The organism is Salmonella sp. FC25216, from assembly GCF_057751355.1.
This window is the reverse complement of sequence record NZ_JBDGON010000002.1, coordinates 507,459-523,173: the sequence shown is the minus strand read 5'-3', so window position 1 is coordinate 523,173 and position 15,715 is coordinate 507,459. Positions and strand designations below refer to the sequence as shown.

General features: G+C 50.4%; 14 protein-coding genes. 6 read left to right on the top strand and 8 right to left on the bottom strand.

Annotation, left to right across the window (positions count from 1 at the left end):
- Window positions 1-47: 47 nt before the first annotated feature.
- Together mddA and AC3G3F_RS05905 are read left to right on the top strand one after the other, a co-directional pair.
- Complete coding sequence (mddA, locus tag AC3G3F_RS05910) at window positions 48-566, top strand: L-methionine sulfoximine/L-methionine sulfone acetyltransferase (RefSeq protein WP_063390464.1); 519 nt, start codon at window positions 48-50, stop codon at window positions 564-566.
- The gene (locus AC3G3F_RS05905) at window positions 563-1,012 is read left to right on the top strand and encodes a DMT family transporter (protein WP_079796385.1); all 450 of its coding nucleotides are present in this window, start codon (window positions 563-565) and stop codon (window positions 1,010-1,012) included. Before mddA ends, AC3G3F_RS05905 begins: the two co-directional genes overlap by 4 nt.
- Before the next feature lie 4 nt (window positions 1,013-1,016).
- Here AC3G3F_RS05905 and AC3G3F_RS05900 read toward each other — a convergent pair whose 3' ends face one another.
- On the bottom strand, window positions 1,017-1,250 hold the full coding sequence (locus tag AC3G3F_RS05900) for a YdcY family protein (protein WP_000018717.1): 234 nt from the start codon (window positions 1,248-1,250) through the stop codon (window positions 1,017-1,019).
- Window positions 1,251-1,473: 223 nt separating this feature from the next.
- Here AC3G3F_RS05900 and srfA point away from each other — a divergent pair, with 223 nt between their 5' ends.
- Genes srfA through srfC form a run of 3 tightly spaced genes read left to right on the top strand, consistent with a single transcriptional unit; the run spans window position 1,474 to window position 7,926 of the window.
- Window positions 1,474-2,799, top strand: a complete 1,326-nt coding sequence (srfA, locus tag AC3G3F_RS05895; RefSeq protein ID WP_053529065.1) for a virulence-associated effector SrfA — start codon at window positions 1,474-1,476, stop codon at window positions 2,797-2,799.
- Between the two features lie 4 nt (window positions 2,800-2,803).
- Entirely contained in the window at window positions 2,804-5,785 is a 2,982-nt protein-coding gene (locus tag AC3G3F_RS05890; RefSeq protein ID WP_088733955.1) for a virulence factor SrfB, read from the top strand.
- Window positions 5,782-7,926 carry a virulence-associated effector SrfC gene (srfC, locus tag AC3G3F_RS05885; protein WP_488394626.1) on the top strand — a complete coding sequence of 715 codons (2,145 nt, stop codon included), beginning with the start codon at window positions 5,782-5,784 and terminating at the stop codon, window positions 7,924-7,926. The genes AC3G3F_RS05890 and srfC overlap by 4 nt, the downstream gene beginning before the upstream one ends.
- A gap of 44 nt (window positions 7,927-7,970) precedes the next feature.
- Here srfC and AC3G3F_RS05880 read toward each other — a convergent pair whose 3' ends face one another.
- Window positions 7,971-8,144: a GhoT/OrtT family toxin gene (locus AC3G3F_RS05880; protein ID WP_002952378.1), complete on the bottom strand. Its 174-nt coding sequence runs from the start codon at window positions 8,142-8,144 to the stop codon at window positions 7,971-7,973.
- 197 nt (window positions 8,145-8,341) lie between these two features.
- Between AC3G3F_RS05880 and yncL the strand changes: the two genes are divergently transcribed.
- A complete protein-coding gene (yncL, locus tag AC3G3F_RS05875) occupies window positions 8,342-8,437 on the top strand; it encodes a stress response membrane protein YncL (protein WP_001103198.1) in 96 nt (31 codons plus the stop codon).
- Window positions 8,438-8,541: 104 nt separating this feature from the next.
- Here yncL and patD read toward each other — a convergent pair whose 3' ends face one another.
- The 6 genes from patD to AC3G3F_RS05845 form a co-directional block, all read right to left on the bottom strand.
- Window positions 8,542-9,966: an aminobutyraldehyde dehydrogenase gene (gene patD, locus AC3G3F_RS05870; RefSeq protein WP_053509715.1), complete on the bottom strand. Its 1,425-nt coding sequence runs from the start codon at window positions 9,964-9,966 to the stop codon at window positions 8,542-8,544.
- A gap of 150 nt (window positions 9,967-10,116) precedes the next feature.
- The gene (ycdR, locus tag AC3G3F_RS05865) at window positions 10,117-11,526 is read right to left on the bottom strand and encodes a GntR family transcriptional regulator YdcR (RefSeq protein WP_023249415.1); all 1,410 of its coding nucleotides are present in this window, start codon (window positions 11,524-11,526) and stop codon (window positions 10,117-10,119) included.
- Between the two features lie 144 nt (window positions 11,527-11,670).
- Window positions 11,671-12,432 carry a M15 family metallopeptidase gene (locus tag AC3G3F_RS05860; RefSeq protein ID WP_023249416.1) on the bottom strand — a complete coding sequence of 254 codons (762 nt, stop codon included), beginning with the start codon at window positions 12,430-12,432 and terminating at the stop codon, window positions 11,671-11,673.
- Between the two features lie 644 nt (window positions 12,433-13,076).
- Window positions 13,077-13,454, bottom strand: coding sequence for a regulatory protein UgtL (gene ugtL, locus AC3G3F_RS05855; RefSeq protein ID WP_023249417.1), 378 nt, complete (start codon window positions 13,452-13,454; stop codon window positions 13,077-13,079).
- A 435-nt stretch (window positions 13,455-13,889) separates the two neighbouring features.
- Window positions 13,890-14,267 carry a hypothetical protein gene (locus AC3G3F_RS05850; RefSeq protein ID WP_129382424.1) on the bottom strand — a complete coding sequence of 126 codons (378 nt, stop codon included), beginning with the start codon at window positions 14,265-14,267 and terminating at the stop codon, window positions 13,890-13,892.
- A gap of 446 nt (window positions 14,268-14,713) precedes the next feature.
- The gene (locus tag AC3G3F_RS05845) at window positions 14,714-15,682 is read right to left on the bottom strand and encodes a hypothetical protein (RefSeq protein ID WP_053509717.1); all 969 of its coding nucleotides are present in this window, start codon (window positions 15,680-15,682) and stop codon (window positions 14,714-14,716) included.
- Window positions 15,683-15,715 lie beyond the last annotated feature (33 nt).

The window sequence follows — 15,715 nt, the reverse complement described above, 5'->3', positions numbered from 1 at the left end:
CTTCAATAGTATTTCTAACACTATCGTGAACATTCCCTGGAGTTCCTATGACGATACGCTTTGCCGATAAAGCAGACTGCGCCGCGATTACCGAAATCTATAACCATGCGGTATTACATACTGCGGCCATCTGGAACGATCGGACGGTCGATACGGATAATCGCCTTGCCTGGTATGAGGCCCGTCAATTACTGGGCTATCCGGTGCTGGTAAGCGAAGAAAATGGCGTGGTGACTGGCTATGCATCGTTTGGCGACTGGCGCAGTTTCGACGGTTTTCGCTATACCGTCGAGCACTCGGTTTATGTTCATCCGGCGCACCAGGGGAAAGGACTGGGGCGAAAACTGCTCAGCAGACTGATCGACGAAGCCCGACGCTGCGGCAAGCATGTGATGGTGGCCGGCATTGAGTCGCAGAATGCGGCCTCAATACGCCTGCATCATTCGCTGGGGTTTACCGTCACCGCGCAAATGCCGCAGGTCGGCGTAAAATTTGGCCGTTGGTTAGATCTCACGTTTATGCAGCTCCAGCTTGATGAACGCGCCGCGCCGGACGCCTGCGAATGAACCAGTCTCTGACGCTGATCTTTTTGATCGCCGCCGGCGTCGGGCTGGTGGTACAAAACAGTATTATGGTGCGTATTACGCAGACATCATCGACGACTCTGATCGCTATGCTGTTGAACTCGCTGGTAGGGATCGTTTTATTTGTTACGATATTGTGGTTTAAGCAAGGCGCTGCGGGCTTCGGCGAGCTACTCGCCAGCGTTCGCTGGTGGACATTGATCCCCGGTCTGCTGGGGTCATTTTTTGTATTTGCCAGCATTAGCGGGTATCAGAACGTCGGTGCCGCGACGACAATCGCAGTACTGGTCGCCAGCCAGTTAATCGGCGGACTGGCGCTGGATATCGCGCGTAGCCACGGCGTCACGTTACGCGCAATGGTCGGGCCAGCGTTTGGCGCACTGTTGCTGGTCATTGGCGCATGGCTGATTGCGAAACGCCAGTTTTAATAGGTTACAGGATCGTGCCGCCTTTGGTGAGCTGTTCGCGGCGCGCGTCCCGATCTTCTTTATATTGCCTGCCATGATGCGCGATAGCCGTGCGTAAACGCTGCTGCTGCGCATAACGATCTTCGCGACGTAATTCAGCGTCATCGCTCAGGGCAATCAGCAATTCATTCATATGGGCAATAACGCTCTCTGCGATGGCGGCATCCACGCGGGCGCTCACTTCCTCCAGGTGCGACATAAGCTCTCCTACTCTTTATTCTGTAACAGCATGATTCGCCTATTATACGCGTTATTGTCGCCCGATGCGGTAATTCGCCGCCGCCAGCCTGATTTAACTTACGTCAAGTGAAAACACGGGGCTTAATAGACCGAGAATTCGCTCCTTTTTGCCTTTCTTCCACCGTTTGCTTGCGTATAGACCCCGTAAAGTAGATGCGTGAAGAAGTCTAAGGGATAACAACGTGGCAAAAACTCTCTTGCGCAGCGGCAATCTGGATGACTATCAGGCCGTGGGCGGCGGTGGTCAGGCCGTATTTGAATCAGCATTGCAAATTCGTGAAACGCTTCGTCTGCGTAAACAGCAGGCGATGGTTGACTGTCTGGCGATTCCGCAACTTAACGATAATGGCGATCGGGTTGACTGGTATTCGCCGATTGAAGGTCAGGCGATAGCGTGGAAAGCGGCTGACGAAGAGACACGTTTTCGGGCATTACGTTATTTAGCCAGCACTTTTGAAAGCGCGGCTGCTCTCAGTCGAAAAAGCCTGCAATCCGGTAAAACCGCGCTTCAGCTATTTGGGTCGCTACTTGAAAAAACGACGCAATTTCCCGGCGAAAATCATGTTTTCCTGGTTAACGGCAAACCGGTTATCACCTTCTGGGGATTCGTTAATCTCAACGAAAATACACGCGATGATGTACTGGACTGCCTGCGGATAACCGAGGCGATCCCTGACATCCCTCTGGTCGAGCCGGAACCGGAACCTGAAGAAAAACCGCTTGTAGAGGCGGCATTTAGTCAGGCGGATGAACCTTTGTTAACGTCTGTCATTGAGCCGCCGAAAATGCCGGAAGAACCTGTTGCGCCGCAAGTTATCGCCAGCGAACCGAAGCCGGCCACTTCCATCCCGGTCGCTGAGGCGAAAAGATCTCGCCGTCTACCGCTGTGGAGCTTACCTATAGCTGCCGTGGTGATCGCCATCGTCGCCACGCCCTTTTTCTGGCAATCCTCATCCGTTGACGGTTCCTCTCCTGCTCGCGTCGCGCCTGTCGCTATCGCGAAAACTAACGTTACCCCATTGCCTGAATTAACCACTCATTTGCCGCTGCATCGTGCTGATGTGACGCCCGCCCCCAAAGCGGCGCCGCTGCCGGAAGCGCCTGTTATCATTGCCGCTATCCCCAAAGACGCACTGGTGATGGACAATACGCAGATGAAGCTTGGAACCACGCGCTTTTTAAACGGTAACTGGCGGGTCAGTGTGGATGTCAAAGATCCGATTACCGGCAAGCCGCCCTCTCTGCGTTACCAGATCCAAAATAACAAAGGTATCGCGCGCGTAGTACATGGCGATAACGTGGTTTGTCGGGCGGAGATTTTCTCTGGTCTGCATCAAACGGGCGAGCTGATGATTAAAAGCCGCGGCAATGCGCGCTGCACCGACGGCTCACGTTATCCGATGCCGGAAATTACCTGTAAAGCGGGCGTCAATGACGTCGCAACCTGTACCGCCCGTTATGGCGACCACACGGCAATTCCGTTGACGTTTAAAAAGATAGGTACCTGATTTTATGTTGGTCAATCTGTGTGATTACAAACAGAGCGTCACGCTCATTGCAAACAGCGGCGTCCAGTTTCTTGATTTTGGCTTAACGCCGCAAGAGTCGGCCCACTACGGACGTTTTGTGCGCAAAACGGCAAACGGTCCGCTACTGCGCCTCGATTTTGATCTGACCAGCGGGCGCTACACATTGCCAGGACGTGCTGGCGGTCAACCCGAAGTCGTGAAACCGGAAAGTACTCAGACGCTGCACTATTCTCTGGACGTACTCGATGGGATCTGGCTTCCCCTACCATTTCTGCGTTTTAATCCGCCGCGTACCTTTATTGACGGGCCGGATAACTGGGCGCGCATTCAGGTACGTAAACTCAGCGAGCCAGATAGCGCCGGAAACACACACCGGATCACCCTCGCCTTCGACAGTCAACTGGCAAAAAATATGCCTCCGGCGTTGGCGCCTTGCGAAAACGATCTGCTCAATGGCACACGTTTTGCGCTCGCCTGGCGCGATGAAGAAGTTGCCGATTTTCTTGACCAGACATGGATTGACGGCTGGTTGCGCGAGTCGTTTCTTCAGTATGCCTCACAGGTAGAAAACCGTTCGGAACAGGCCATTCAACAAGCGCTGCGTAGCTTTGAGTATCAGGCGCACTGGTTGAATTTACTGACGCTGTTAGGCGAACAGCTTACGGTGCCGGAAGTGAAGTTTGTGACACATACGTTAAGCACGCCCGCAATCCCGGTCGATCTGATTCTGGATGTCGGCAATACGCATACCTGCGGCGTATTGATCGAGGATCATGGCGATGCGAATGACGGGTTACGTCAGACGGCAGAGCTTCAGGTACGTTCTTTAAGCGAGCCGCAGTATCTGAACGATCCTTTATTTACCAGCCGGGTGGAGTTCTCAGAAGCGCGCTTTGGCAAACAACACTTTTCTGTCGAAAGCGGACGAGACGACGCCTTTGTCTGGCCTTCCATTGTGCGTGTGGGCGATGAGGCCCGCGCCCTTGCTATGCAACGTCTGGGTACCGAAGGCAGTAGCGGCATCTCCAGCCCGCGCCGCTACCTGTGGGATGAAACCCCCGCCTTGCAAGACTGGCGTTTTAGCCAGATGCACGGTAAAACGCAGCGCGAACCACTTGCCACCGCGTTTCCGCTGATGAATCTGATGAACGACGACGGACAGCCGTTATTCAGCCTGCCGCATGAAGAAAGACTACCGGTTTTTTCGCCGCAATACAGCCGTAGCACCTTGATGACGCATATGTTGTGCGAAATTCTGGCTCAGGCACTGGGGCAAATTAACAGCGTCGCCACCCGGCTGCGACTCGGCTTTCCCGCCTCGCCGCGCCAACTACGTACCCTAATTTTAACGCTGCCTTCCGCCATGCCGAAACAGGAGCGAGAAATTTTCCGCCAGAGAATGTTTGAAGCGCTGGCGCTGGTCTGGAAAGCCATGGGCTGGCATCCGCAGGATGAGGATTTCACCACGCCTAAGCAGCGTGAAAAAAGCGTGATTCCGGTACCAGAAATACAGATGGAATGGGACGAAGCAAGTTGTGGCCAACTGGTATGGCTTTATAACGAAGCTATTTCGCATTACGCCGGGCGTACCGAATCCTTTTTTAACGCGCTGGCCAGACCGGATCGCCAGCCTGAACCCGGCGTAGAACCCGGACGCGCGCTGCGCGTGGCATCGATTGATATCGGCGGCGGCACGACGGATATGGCGATCGTTCACTATCAGTTAGATGACGGCGTGGGGGCCAATGTAAAAATTACGCCTCATCTCCTGTTCCGCGAAGGTTTTAAAGTCGCCGGGGACGATCTGCTATTGGATATCATTCAGCGCTGCGTACTCCCTTCCCTGCAAACGGCGTTGCAACGGGCAGGCGTTACGGATGCCGCCGCCCTGCTGGCGACCTTATTTGGCGATTCGGGACGAATTGATACTCAGGCCATTTTGCGCCAGCAAACGGCGCTGCAATTATTTATGCCGCTGGGCCACGCGGTACTTTCCGCCTGGGAGCAAAGCGACATTAGCGATCCGTTTGCCGGTTTACATGCGACATTTGGCGATCTGCTAACCCGCCGCCCAACGAGTAACGTGATGAACTATATCCAGCAGGCGATCGACCATGCCTTACCGTCTGGTTCGCTGGCATTTGATGTATTCAATGTGCCGTTGCAAATCCAGTTTAGCCAGCTTCAGGAGGCGCTGCTGGCCGGTCAGTTTACGCTGACAACGCCGCTTCATGCGGTCTGCGAAGCGATCTCCCACTACCACTGCGATATCTTGCTGGTGACGGGGAGACCGACCTGTTTACCCGGCGTGCAGGCGCTCATCCGGCACTTACAACCGGTGCCGGTTAATCGCATTGTCTGGATGGATAAGTATCAGGTACATGAATGGTATCCCTTCAGTCAACAAGGGCGTATTGGTAATCCAAAATCCACTGCCGCAGTGGGCGCGATGTTGTGTAGCCTGGCGCTGGATTTACGTCTGCCGCGTTTCAATTTTAAAGCCGCTGATATCGGCGCGTATTCGACCGTGCGTTATCTCGGCGTACTGGATAATACCGTTAATACGCTTCGCGATGAAAACATCTGGTATCACGAGATCGATTTGGATAAACCCGGCGCAACGCTGGACGCTCGCCTGCATTTTCCGCTACGCGGCAATGTGACGTTGGGTTTTCGTCAGTTGGCTAATAGTCGCTGGCCTGCGACCCCACTCTATTGCCTGAACATTAATTCCGCCGAACTGGCGAAAACCATCGCTGGCGACGGTGTACTGAATGTCCGACTGAAATTACACGGCAGTAGCAAAGATAGCGCCCCGGAATCGTTCACATTAAGTGATGCCTGGCTCCAGGACGGGACGCCGATCGCCGCCGATGCGCTGACATTAAAACTGAATACGCTGGCTGACCGCCGCCACAGCGGTAGCCACTACTGGATAGATAGCGGGAGTGTATACCTGAAATGACAAAATCGTTAAACGCCACCCAGGCTGTTATCGAGTGGGTTAACAACACGCGCCGTTACGCAACGCGACTGGATGACGAAGCCGACGCTCTGCTGGCGCAACTTACGCTCGCCGCAGCGGATGAGTCAGCGCTCAACGCCGCCTGCGCATCACATGGCTGCGTCGGTCTGTATGGGTATTCGCAATCCGCAAAAGCACATCTGTTAACGACGCTATGCGGTAACGAGAATGGCAAGCTGGAAATTACCACGCCGGACCGTAACTATGATTATTTCAGCCACATCAATCCGGGTCATGCGCCAGCGAATATGGCTATTCGCTTTACGCGCGACGTTTGTTCAAACGAGAGTGGCTGGCCGTTGCGCCTGCGCTTGATCAGTGAAGCCGAACTGGTGCAGCTTTTTATTGCCTGGACCAGCTCGTCCTCCGTTTGTCGCCAGGTCGATAAATCCATTATCACCTCACGCCTGGAGAAATGGCAATCGCTTCGCCAACCTCAGCCCGTCCCCGGCGTTACCGCTGAAGAGGTAGCCGCCATCGCGCGTTTCTGGCGCTCTTGCCTCCCGTCCGCCAGACAACATATTGATGATGCGACATGGCAACACTTTGCCTCGCTCTTGCCTGCGGTGGATCTCACGACACGGGCGCACGCCTGGGCATTACTGTGGGGAGAACAGCCGGAGATCACCCAGCAATGGCTGGCGCTGGCGCATATGTTGCAACAAACAGGTCATGCGGAGGAACTGGCGGCGCCGCTCAGCCTGTTGGTCGATCATTTTGGCTTACCGGCGGAAAACTTCCTGACGCAAATGGCGCTAACCGCCAGCGATACGCAAAGCGATGTGGTGGTGCATCCGGTTAAGGAGGGCCGATTGCTCAATGCGGTCAGCCTTTCGCTTGATTCTCTGGCGCTGCTTACCCGCGAACTGGTGCTAACCGTTGAAAATAGCGTACTGGATAACGTTGATTTACTGGATATTCCGGTCGCGCCAGGCATTCATCCTCATCCGTTATGGCGGGCGAAATTAGGCTGGATGCTGGCCCATTACCGTCAGCAGGTACAGCCCGATGTTCTGGTGATCTGCAATGCTCTGGCATCCCGCTCACAAACGTCCACCGCCGCCCGTCACTTACTGGAGTGGGTTAACGCCACTCAGCCGCAGCGTGAATCAGCGTTACCTGGCGTCGTCTGGGCAATTACTCCACAGGATGCCCGTTTTGCCACCCAGCAAAATCTGGATGAAGCCGTCCAGCAATTGATGGGTAAACCTGGCGTGCATTGGGGAACGTTGCAGGCACTGGATAAACACAGTATGCAGCGTTTGGTAGAATGGCTATCGCAGGCGACATCGGCACCACAGCGACAGGCGCGCTTACAGGCGTTACGCGAACAACTGAGAGACCGCGTGCGCGATCTGTTACCGGTGTTTGATGACGCGCGACTACCGGTTGAAACCGTGATCCGGCGTCTTCAGGCCCAGGCCGCCAGACATGGTGACCTGCTGGCCGGGCTGTTACCACCGATACAGAATTTCGACGCGTTGCTGCGCACCCGACAGTCGCGAGAAGAACAGGTCAGCGGTTTATTTAATGACGCGATCGATCTCTTTGCCGACGAACCAACGCGCGCTTCAGCGTCAGAAGGTCACGAAACGGGCTATCAGGCGCACAAAATGTGGATCAATCATCTGCGCCAGTGGGCCCGCTGCCAGGATAATGCGCAGCGTCTGGGACTGGAACCGCAGATGCTCAACGCCGTGGCGGATATTTTAATTACCGCCAGCTATCGTCTCGGCTTACCTCTGCAGTTACAGAAAACCATGCAGCGTGAGGAGGTGAGCGGTGCTCAGCTCCATGCCATCATCGGTAACTTCATCGCCTGGCTTGGATACACAAATATCGAGGAGGCCCAACGCCCGGCCAGCCGCGTTCAGAAAGGCGCAGCCATTTTCGCCGCAACGCAGCGTTCGACAATGTTGCGTTTAACAAAGCTTGACGAACAGCCCGTTCACGCCGCCAGCCGCTATGTCTATGACTGGCTTGTTGCGCTGTATACCCTGGCCAATGAGAACGCAGGATATCGGCATCCGCAGGACATTACCGACGTAGACAGAGAGCAATTAATTGCCCTGATAACCTGATCTGGCGGAAAAACCATGCCCGGTAACGTTTATCGGGCTTGAGGTCAGAAAAGCGAAAACAGCAATGCCACGGGGAAACTTATCGGCCATGTCGCGCCAACCAAAAAGGCGCTCAGGAAACGAATTCGTTTTTTGTCATGAGTCAAAAACCAGGTGATCAGAAATGATATTACCGCCATGACGGCGTAAAAAACTAACATCTTTTGATAGAGGGACATATCAGGCATCCGCGCCAGCCAGAGGAAAAAACGCGCGCAATATGCTCTTTTTTTTGACACACATCAAGGTTTATCCGCCTTAACAGCAAAATGTTCTCAATGCACTGCTCCGCTCACAGAATGTCCTGTTTAAGTATTATTGCGGATCTCGCCAACCCGTACTATACCCATATGGGTTATGATGAAAGGTGGCAAAAATGAATGTTTCCAGTAAAACCGTAGTGCTGATTAATGTCTTTGCTGCTGCAGGACTTTTGGGTCTGATCTCGTTGAGATTCGGCTGGTTTGCTTGATGTGTTCACCCTTTGAGTACTTGCTGCGCATGTTGGCGGGGAGGTTCCCCTCTCCGCCGACACCCGCCTATTTTTTCATGACTTTTCTGAAGAGTAAATGATCCTTAATGCTTAACCATGATGTGGCGGACAATCGTGTAGTCTTCCAGACCATACAATGACATATCTTTGCCGTATCCCGACTGTTTTTGCCCTCCATGCGGCATCTCGCTAACCAACATGAAATGGGTATTAACCCAGGTACAGCCGTACTGCAATCTGGCGCTAACCCGATGCGCCCGCCCAACGTCCTGAGTCCAGACGGAGGATGCCAGACCATAGCGAGAATCGTTGGCCCACCTCAGAACCTGATCTTCATCATCAAAGACGGTCATACTGACCACCGGGCCGAAGACCTCGCGTTGAACGATGGCATCCTCCTGTTTTGCGTCTGCCAGCAACGTCGGAGCGAAATAGTAACCTTTACCTTCCATTTGATTTCCGCCGGCAATTACGCGGATATGGCCGAGCGCCTTCGCCTCCTCGACAGCCGCTGTGACGCGCGTCAAATGCGCCAGCGAACTTAACGGCCCCAGCTCTGTTGATTCATCCTCCGGCGCGCCCATTTTCAGGCTGCTCACCGCATCTCCTAGCTTTTCGATCAGCGCATCATAGATACCGCGTTGTGCGTATATACGGCACGCCGCAGTACAATCTTGTCCGGCATTATAGAAACCGAAGGTCCGGATGCCCTGCGCCACCGCATCCAGATCGGCATCATCAAAAACAATCACCGGGGCTTTACCGCCGAGTTCCATATGCGTGCGTTTTATCGCTGACGCAGTATGACGCAGAATATGCTCCCCGGTCGCGATAGCGCCAGTTAAAGAGACCATGCGTACTTTTGCATGTCCGGTCAATACATCGCCAACAGTTTGCCCTCGTCCGAACAGGACATTGATCACCCCCGGCGGAAAGATATCCTTCGCCAGCGCGGCAAGTTTAAGCGCCGTCAGCGGCGTGATTTCAGAAGGCTTAATCACCACGCAGTTACCTGCCGCCAGCGCGGGCGCCAGCTTCCAGGCCGCCATCATGAGCGGATAATTCCACGGCGCGATAGAGGCAACTACACCAATCGGGTCCCGGCGGATCATCGACGTATGTCCCTCCAGATATTCGCCCGCCGCCAGCCCATTCAAACAACGGGCCGCGCCAGCAAAAAAGCGAAAGACATCTATGATTGCCGGAATTTCATCATTGATTACGCAGTGCAAAGGCTTACCACAGTTTTGCGATTCCAGCCTGGCGAGCACAAGAGCGTTTTGCTCGATGCTGTCCGCCAGTTTTAACAGACATTCCGCCCGTACTTTGGGCGTGGTCTGCCCCCATGCGGTAAACGCGCTATCGGCGGCCAGCACCGCGTCGTCAACCTGCGCGGGCGACGCTTCCGCAATCTCAAGTATTACCTCGCCTGTCGCCGGGTTATAAACGGACTGCCTTTCTCCCTCGCCGTCCACCAGTACGCCATTAATCAGTAATTGATATTGCATAGCATTTTCCCATATCGTCGTTAATCGATTTTCCGGCGAACAGGCCGCCGCTTTCCTAAAAATAGACGGCGCGCCAGATGCTCACCCGGCACGCTCGGGAAATTTAGCCAGGTTGTGAGCTGGCACGCATTCCACCTTACGGCAAGGTATTTAGCGCAGCATCTCGCGAATCAGACAGCCAAGCTGTTTTACGGCCTGTTCTTCTCGTTCTCCCCAGTGCCATGCGGTGTTAAAACGAAAGAAACGCGTCCAGGCACCGGACGTTGAAAACATTTTCCCCGGCGCGATACTGATATGGTGTTCAAGCGCTTTAGCGCTAAGTTCGCCGGCATCAAGCTGTTCAGGCAGCTCCAGCCAAAGAAAATAACCGCTATCGTTATGGTGAATTTTTACTTCCGCCGGGAGATGGCGCAAAAGGGTTTGCCAGGCTTGCTGTTTACGTTCGGCAAGCTGCCTTCGCAATCGGCGCAGATGCGCGTCATATCGACGTGTCGAGAGATAATCCACTAACGCCAATTGCATGGGGGAACTGGTGGATAATGTGCTCATTAACTGCAAACGCTGAATTTGTCTGGCATGGCTTCCTCCCGCCACCCAGCCAATGCGAAAACCGGGAACCAGACATTTGGAAAAAGACGAACAATGCAACACGCTATCGTCGCGATCCCATGCTTTGGCGGGCAGCGGTTTCTCACGGCCAAAGTAGAGTTCGCTATAGACATCATCTTCAATTAGCATCACGTTATAGTGCGTGAGTAACGCAACCAGCCGCGCTTTTTTCTCAGCGCTCAGCGTAAACCCTAACGGGTTCTGGCTGTTGGTCATTAACCAGCATGCTTTCACCGGATACTCCTGTAACGCCTGTTCCAGCGCCACAAGATCGATTCCTTCTTTGACATCGGTGGGTATCGACAACGCTTTCAGGCGCAATCGCTCCAGGGCCTGTAGCGCACCGTAGAAACAGGGGTTCTCCACCACTACCCAGTCTCCCGGCGACGTCACTGCCTGTAAACTGAGGTTCAACGCTTCCAGCGCGCCGGCGGTAATGACAATCTCGTCAGGAGAAACGGTAATTCCCTGCTGTGCGTAACGGCGTGCTATCGCATAGCGCAATTCTGCATTACCCGGCGGCAAGTTTTCGATTACGCTCATTGCCGTCGCAGTTTTACTGACCTGTGCCAGAGAGCGATTCAGTTGCGGCAAGGGGAACAGGCGCGGATCGGGAAACGCTGAAGCAAAGGGTACGACTGAGGCATCGCGGCTGGCCTGGAGCATCTCAAAAATATAGGTATTGATATCTACTGCTTCATCCCGAATAACGTGCGCCGGAGTCGCGACTGACCGACAAACCGGATGCGGCGCGACATAATAACCGGATTGCGGACGGGCGATAATCCGTCCCTGACTTTCCAGCAACTGGTACGCATGACCGACAGTCATAAAACTCATACCGCTACTGGCGACCTGCTCCCTCAGAGAGGGCAGTCGATCGCCGGGTTGCCAAACGCCAGAAGCGATTTGTTCTCTAATTTGCTCCGCCAGACGTTGATATTTTTTCATTATTCGTTCTCATTGAGCGCTACTTGCAGGTGGCAACTGCAGTGTATATCAGTTATTAAAATTAACAACGATTTGCTAACTGTTATGGTGTTTTCCAACAGGCGTAATGATCAGATTTCGCAACAAAACGTCGTTTCAGGGTCTCTACTGAACGAGAAAATCAAACCAAGTCTCCGGGTATGGCTCATTAGTAAGAGAGAAATGCCACCATTCGGTATCCAGTGACGTAAAGCCGGCATCACGCATCAATGTTTGTAATAACAACCGATTTGCGCGTTGCTGAGCGGTAAGCATAATATTATCGGGGTGGGATAACGGACTAAAACAGTCAAAGCCGGTACCAAAATCGAGACTATTATCAGGCGAACGTTGCGCCGCTGGCGCAGTACAATTCACCAGTGGTCGGCCTGGATGGTATATCGGTATCTTACTGTCGAGTGGAACGATCGTTAGATCAAGCGTGCTTCCCCGACTGTGGCTGGATTTGGCGGCAATATAACCTTCCTCAAACAGGCGACTTTTCTCTACCTGCGGATAAAATTCGTTTTTCATTTGGTTTTGAGAAGGATCTTTGGCCCAGGCGATAAAGTCGTTCACTGCAGTTTGCGGACGGTAGCAATCATATATTTTTAAGGTAAGTCCGAAGGGATATAGACGATCGGCGACCTGCTTTACCGCGTTCGCGGCTGGCCGTGTTAACAGGCAAACAGGCGCTTTATAACCTTTAATCGGGCGACCAATAAAGTTATGGGAAGTGAAGTATCGCATGTCTACCTGTACGTCGGGGGCGACCGTAGTAATATCGACAACATCTTTTGGTCGGTGGGAATCAATATGGCTTTCAGCTGGCATTGCCTGAAGAGACAACAGGCTGAACAGGAGGAAAGGAGATACGCATTTTACCATATACTACACCTCGCGGAAATCACAGGGGTGATTATGTATTTGAGCAGGGAAACATTAGCGGACAGCGCTTAAACAGATGGTTAAAATAAGCATCTTTTTCATTACGTAATAATATGAGTTCGTATCGGTAGTTACAGGATAAATGCATCAATACTTTTCCTGCATAATATTAACGGACTGATAAAATAGCCATAAAAAAGCGCCACGTTTTGCTGATGATTATCGCCAGTCGGCCAGAACGGTGTTTACGCCTGGCTCGACTGGCTACAATAACTAATTAAAGGCAAAAGCTATAGGCAAGTGGTATCCAGGTCTGCCCACTGCATACCTCCATACAGAAATCTGGTGGATGCCCTTGTTCTGTACAAATCCACGCCATCGCTGGTGTTGAAAAAACTGTAGCGAACAATATTAAAACAGATGCCAGAACGATAGATTTCACTCGTTTCATCGAGCCTCCAGCAAATTTAAAAGGTCATTTTCATTACCGGATACCATACTCCCGTATAAAGCATATAAGAAATACTCAGTTTTGATAAAAAGATCAGCACATCATTGATAGCGTGTTGATATTCATCACCACCATAAAATCCTTTTGCAATATTGTGTAGGAGTCTCACCTACGCGTTGATACGTTTAAGTTGTTATGAGCCATACCTTCTTGTTAGGCGATGAGCCTGTCTTATCCCTTTGTTTACAGTACATCCTAACATAAAAACAAAACCAGCTATAACACCGTAATGCCATGTACATAACTTAAGCGTATTCCATAATACAATCGAGACATGGTTTAACTTCTCGGTGGTTGCAATAGCCTGTATGAAAGCCGTAGGGTTGAAGAGCAAAACGCCCAGCAATAAGATTCCCAAAACAATAATCGCAACCAACTGAAAAAGCAGCCATCCGATCGCGAAACGGCACAATAGCAGCAATAAAAACCGCAAAGGATTATTTATCAAATCTGATTCCAGTACATACCAAAGTGGCGTTTTTCTATGCGTATAGTTGTCTGACTTCCTCATAATTAGACACCTCATCGGTTTTAATATTTATCATCAGTTAGCTGATTAAATACAGTCAGCTAATACTTACCATTAAAACTATCAAAATTCATAGCTAAATTATAAAGTTGTTTTTAAATTCATATCACCATCCCCTCCGGAATTGGCATGGCACCTGCATCCCTTACCTACATGATATCCTTGTTAATCTAATAATACATTCAGCATTATTTTTCGCAGGGCGATATACATATTGGTTTAGTAAAAGTTTACTTTTAGGAGAAATAGTATCGAGGAGAATTAATGTGTGTAGAAGTTATAAATAAATGTTTGGGGGGGGGCTGTAACAAACAATAACGCTGTTAATACTTGTCAGAAAAAACATATAAACCAAGCCGTTGAGTGGAATCCTGAAAATATCGATACGTTTCGCTATTCCTGGCATCAATGATGTACTCAATCCCACAGATAGATAGGATCTTTTATTTTGTAACCAACAAGTGATGAGTTATTCAATGACATTATGATATCATTTTTAATAAATTCAGAAATCTCAGCAATTTTTTCATCTGTATCTACCGCTCGAAAAGTTTCAACGCGATAACCAGCAACTGTTACATCAAATGTGTCATAGTCGGTAACATTCATTAAAATACGGATTTTTTCGGCTTTTGGATGATGAGGATCGTCATCTGTTATTGTGTATAAATCGAAATAAGTAATATTGTCTGGCCCTGTTACGATTTCTGCAGGACTACAACGCGCATTTCCATTCGTTATGTAAACGTAGGGATGTTTATCGCCAACAGCATCACACCAATTACCAGAAGACAATTTGAGTGACCTGACATATATCAATTAACTTTTTTGCCATATAACAGACTTTATTCAGGCATGCTTGCGTACATTCTGTTGCTAACTGCTGTTTCGCTTTGATGTCTTGATACGTAATCATAATGTCACTTCTCCTGTACAAGATGATAAAAAAACAGATAGCGTAAACGTTTATAATATATCATTGAAAACCTGTGCTATCTTTAAGATTATTGTTAACAATAAATTTACTTGCAATAAAAACAATAAGTCGTGGAATTATTAGCAGTATATGGTGAAATTTCTGCCTGTGATGGATAAAAAAGTTAGAATAGCTGTGGGACATGAAAATGAATGATTCATTTCCTCATGGTAATGATAATCCTCTATGGATATGAGCACTTAAAGATACGAAATGACTCGATAAAATAGAGGGTTATCTGTTAATTAATTATCATGCTGCGTATTCACACTTTTCTGTAATGGTCATCAACGAATTTCAGCCGCGGCGCTGATTCGTCAGAAAAATAGTCCTCTATGATTTCACTCGGAGAAATAGCCCCCGTTAAGTTTACATCATCGACTATTTCGCAGGGGTCCGTTAACTGCTTAATCCAGTCATCAACGGATTTAAAGTCATCGTTTGGGTCAAGAGTATGAAATATGGTTTCAAACTCCTGACAAAGATCGCGCAGCCCCCCTTCAACAAATTTAGTAGCTTCTCTGTTTTTAACCAGTACACTATTTCGACTTAGCGCCTCTATAAATTCAACCTCTCCTACATCGTTCAGCCCCTCATGCAACGGAACTATCACATTTGTATTGCCTTCGGCAACGGCTTGACTCAGGCGCTGATGAATAATACGCATATTACTGGTATATATACTTTTGGGACGAACGTCGGACTCAGAAAAGTTAATAACAGGGGCTATTTTGCTGGCACTCATCTCTGACAATGAGGCAAGCGTTCTGTGATGCTCGCTAAGACCATAAAGCCCCGGCATCATTTCAAAGTCTTTTTCCAGTTTTGCACAAATATCATGGAAGGTACCGACAAATTCTTCCGTGTGTTCGCCATCGGATATTCTGACATGTCTTTCGTCGCTTGGCCAGGCGGTAAATTCTTCTAACGTTAAAAGACGACCATCATTAAGCCAGACTTCTACAGTTTTATCGACACTTTGTAAGGCGACCCGTATAGCAAGTGCGGCATAAATTTTCTCTGCATTAGCACAAAACTCAGCCACTTTAGGTCTAACGTTACGACAATCTTCAATTAATCGAAAAATTCCATAGCCAATTCCCAGCGTAAATACGCCCACAATTCCTTTTGCAAACTTTGTTGCCAATGTATTCTCATAATTTCCTGCGGCGTGATGAAGATTGCTTTCTGCTTTAAACGCTCGGGCATAAGTTCCAACTGATGTGATCGGCATATATATACTCCACTATTAATGAGCTTTCTTTAC

Coding starts and splice junctions, on each gene's coding strand:
- mddA (WP_063390464.1), top strand. CDS start 48: ATGACGATACGCTTTGCCGATAAAGCAGACTGCGCCGCGATTACCGAA.
- AC3G3F_RS05905 (WP_079796385.1), top strand. CDS start 563: ATGAACCAGTCTCTGACGCTGATCTTTTTGATCGCCGCCGGCGTCGGG.
- AC3G3F_RS05900 (WP_000018717.1), bottom strand. CDS start 1,250: ATGTCGCACCTGGAGGAAGTGAGCGCCCGCGTGGATGCCGCCATCGCA.
- AC3G3F_RS05890 (WP_088733955.1), top strand. CDS start 2,804: ATGTTGGTCAATCTGTGTGATTACAAACAGAGCGTCACGCTCATTGCA.
- srfC (WP_488394626.1), top strand. CDS start 5,782: ATGACAAAATCGTTAAACGCCACCCAGGCTGTTATCGAGTGGGTTAAC.
- AC3G3F_RS05880 (WP_002952378.1), bottom strand. CDS start 8,144: ATGTCCCTCTATCAAAAGATGTTAGTTTTTTACGCCGTCATGGCGGTA.
- yncL (WP_001103198.1), top strand. CDS start 8,342: ATGAATGTTTCCAGTAAAACCGTAGTGCTGATTAATGTCTTTGCTGCT.
- patD (WP_053509715.1), bottom strand. CDS start 9,966: ATGCAATATCAATTACTGATTAATGGCGTACTGGTGGACGGCGAGGGA.
- ycdR (WP_023249415.1), bottom strand. CDS start 11,526: ATGAAAAAATATCAACGTCTGGCGGAGCAAATTAGAGAACAAATCGCT.
- AC3G3F_RS05860 (WP_023249416.1), bottom strand. CDS start 12,432: ATGGTAAAATGCGTATCTCCTTTCCTCCTGTTCAGCCTGTTGTCTCTT.
- ugtL (WP_023249417.1), bottom strand. CDS start 13,454: ATGAGGAAGTCAGACAACTATACGCATAGAAAAACGCCACTTTGGTAT.
- AC3G3F_RS05845 (WP_053509717.1), bottom strand. CDS start 15,682: ATGCCGATCACATCAGTTGGAACTTATGCCCGAGCGTTTAAAGCAGAA.